This is a genomic window from Methanosaeta sp. UBA356 (assembly GCF_002496465.1).
In the GTDB taxonomy this organism is placed as follows: Archaea; Halobacteriota; Methanosarcinia; order Methanotrichales; family Methanotrichaceae; genus Methanothrix; species Methanothrix soehngenii.
The window spans coordinates 14,342-17,382 of the sequence record NZ_DAKC01000126.1; the positions used below are offsets into that span (position 1 = coordinate 14,342).

5 protein-coding genes are annotated in these 3,041 nt (G+C 52.3%); all 5 read left to right on the forward strand.

Features of this window, described 5'->3' with window-relative positions; all coding sequences use genetic code 11:
• Positions 1–172: 172 nt before the first annotated feature.
• A complete protein-coding gene (locus BP727_RS12375) occupies positions 173–445 on the forward strand; it encodes a winged helix-turn-helix domain-containing protein (protein ID WP_273278599.1) in 273 nt (90 codons plus the stop codon).
• A gap of 43 nt (positions 446–488) precedes the next feature.
• Positions 489–1,331, forward strand: a complete 843-nt coding sequence (locus tag BP727_RS12380; RefSeq protein ID WP_276619881.1) for a hypothetical protein — start codon at positions 489–491, stop codon at positions 1,329–1,331.
• A gap of 116 nt (positions 1,332–1,447) precedes the next feature.
• Entirely contained in the window at positions 1,448–2,035 is a 588-nt protein-coding gene (locus BP727_RS12385) for a 50S ribosomal protein L15e (protein WP_013720463.1), read from the forward strand.
• A 53-nt stretch (positions 2,036–2,088) separates the two neighbouring features.
• Positions 2,089–2,505, forward strand: coding sequence for an RNA-binding domain-containing protein (locus BP727_RS12390; protein WP_276619883.1), 417 nt, complete (start codon positions 2,089–2,091; stop codon positions 2,503–2,505).
• Positions 2,502–3,041, forward strand: a 540-nt coding sequence (locus tag BP727_RS12395; protein WP_286859072.1) for an RNase P subunit p30 family protein, incomplete at its 3' end; no start/stop codon positions are given. The genes BP727_RS12390 and BP727_RS12395, both read left to right, overlap by 4 nt.

Consider the following 3,041-nt stretch of genomic DNA (forward strand, 5'->3'; position numbering starts at 1 on the left):
TAAGAAAGCACATCAATTTAAATTAATAATATGATTAATTCTGGCTGCGCGATGTTTCTTATTGTCGATTTTTATGGTTAATAAGATGGATCTGCACAGTGTTCTGATCAGAATGAACGTAATCGTCTATATAATTCCCGATGGCTCATCAATGCAGCGAGGTTGAAGCTAAATGAACCAGAAGAGAAGAACCAATGACATAATCGCTTCAGAGATCCTGAAGCTATGCATGAATGGCGCGAGCAAGACCCGGATCATTCATAAGGCAAATCTGAATTTCTTGAGCGCTAAATCCCACATCGAAAGTCTGATGAATAATGGGCTGATGGAGGCCGTTCCCACTGGCTCAAAAGTCATCTACCGCACCACCCCTAAAGGAGCGGAGCTATCTCGGGTATTCGGTCAGTTCCATAGCGAGATGGACAAGCTATTTTCATATGCTTGAACCTTCAGCAAGCCTCATATGCAATGATTGAAATTCCAGCATTATGTTCAAGCTGGGAGAATATTATGAAGAAGAAGCCACTCGCGTCGCCAACTATCTGAGGGATGCGGGCTTCAAGGTGGATGTCAAAGGCCTGGTCACTGCCCAATCGGAGTTTGTGGCCTTTCTGCAAGGCAAAGCCAGCGAGCTTAGAGAGCGGAACAGAATATTAGAGAGGCATGAGAAATTTATCTCCGCCATGAAGGCCGTGTTGGAAAAGGCATCCAATGATGAGGAGCTCATGGATCTGTATCTGGCTGAGCTGGACCCGGATTGGAGAACCAAGAGAGAGAGGATGAACGAGAAGGATTTGGAGGAGGCGGACGAAAAAACCAGAGATGAGTTATTCGAATCCCTGGCATACTCAATAGTGGCTCTGGATTTCGCCAAGGATCTCTACAATCTCAACGATATCAAGCCGGGTGAGCCAATAGGTGACCTGCTGGATGATCCTGTGATCAATATTCATCTGAAATCCCAAGAGGCAGATCCCGAGGATCCTCTGCTCAATGAAAGATTGGAGGTGGATCTGGAAAAAATGTATGTGGTCAGCATAGATGAGTCCTCCTCAGCGCTCTTCCGGGATATCGATGAGGATTTTCAGGAGAATTATTACCAGGAGTATCAACTGATCACGGCTCTGGGATTGGTGGTGGAGGATCTATTGGAGTGCCCGGAGAAGGGAAAGATGGATATCGAGGATTTTGCCGAAAGGTGCATTCTTGATGTAGGCAGTAGATTCACTGTGAGCGTTGACGCCAGCCTGGTAGCAGAGGAGATAGCCCGCTCCCTGGAAAAAAGGGGAATGCTGAAGATCAAGGGCAATACCATAAAGTGGAAGGCATAGCTCGAGACGAATGATTGGGATGATCGATCCTGGCAAACCTTTATCTTCTATCAGCCATTCTCCCCCTCTAGTTCCGGAATGTGACCATTAGGTCGAACCGGCCAAGGTGAAGATAGATGAGATCTTTTTACAGCTATATCGGCGATGCCTGGTCCTCTCCTCGAGAGGGATACGTGGGCGCGCTGAGGCAGGACAGGCTCAAGGCCTGGCGCCAGGAGAGCACAGTGCAGAAGATCGAGCGGCCCACCAGACTGGACAGGGCGCGGGCACTCGGCTATAAGGCCAAGCAGGGCATAATCGTGGCGCGTGTCAAGGTAAGAAGGGGCGGCAGAAGAAAGTCCCGCTATGAGAGAAACAGAAAGACCAGCAAGATGGGAGTAAACACCATCACCATGGCCAAGTCCATCCAGAGGATCGCCGAGGAGCGAGCGGGCAGAAGGTACCGCAACATGGAGGTCCTGAACTCTTACTGGGTGGCAGAGGACGGCAAACAGAAGTTCTATGAGGTCATCTTGGTAGATCCCCACTCCACCTCCATCAAGAGCGACAAGGACCTCTGCTGGGTCGCAGACAACGTCCACCGGGGCAGAGCGGTGCGTGGCAAGACCAGCGCTGGCCGCAAGGGCAGGGGCCAGAGGCACAAGGGCTTTGGCACTGAGAAGACCAGGCCCGGCATCAGAGCCCATGACGGCAGAGGTAAGTGAGCGAGAGCGCTGGATACAACCCGGATCGACAATACTCTGGCAAGTGAAGAGCATTGATCGATAAAATCTCTATTCGGGCCTTTGTGGCAGCGACAGAGGACGAGGAGCGTGTGCGCGAAGCTCTGAGCATCTTCGTCCCTCTGGACCATATATCCTCCCAGACTGCTTTAGGCCATTTCGGAAATGAGATCAAAATCCTCGAGGCTTCTCTGAGAAGAAAGGAGGCTCAGGCTTTCTTTCAAATTTTACGTGAGCAACTGCCCTCAGAGGACAGCTTTCGCCTTCACCATGAGATACCAGAGCGGCTGGAGGGAGCGAGCCACTTCCATCTTCGCTTGGACAAGCAGGCCGCCTACAAAGGCCTCTTCCGCCTGACGGAATCCAAGGACGCTCTGGACATCTGCGCTCTGGTCAAGACCTATCCCTCCAATCGCCAGCAGGCCATCAAGATCCTAAGTGAGCTCATATGAGCTACTTTGAGTGCCTGAGAGCCTATCCTGAAGGATCGTCCTCCGCCAGCCGCATGGCATTGAAGGCAAAAAGCCTGGGCTACGGGGGAATCATAATATGCAACACAGCCCCCGGCAATCTCTTCCGGCCAGAAGCAGCAGAGAGGATAAGAGGGATTGAGGTTGCCATCGGGGCGGAGGTGATGGCAAAGGATGTCAAATCCCTTCGCAGCAGGATTACATCTCTTCGGCCGAGATACCATCTCCTCCTGATTCGGGCTGCAACGGAGGAGCTGGTGCGCACAGCCAGCGAGGACCCCAACGTCGACGTATTAATCCCCTCATATAGCAGCCGCCGGCCGCTGGGCATAGCTGCCGCCCGCGCCGCCAAGCTAAACCAGGTGGCAATAGGATTTGACCTCGGTCCTTTCTTTCGTCTATCGGGTCGGCATCGCTCCAGATGGCTTGAGTCACTGGGACGGAACCTGCAGCTAGCTCGCAAGTTCGATCTGCGCCTTCTGCTCACAGTCGGGGCCAGGTCCCACCTGGACCTTCGT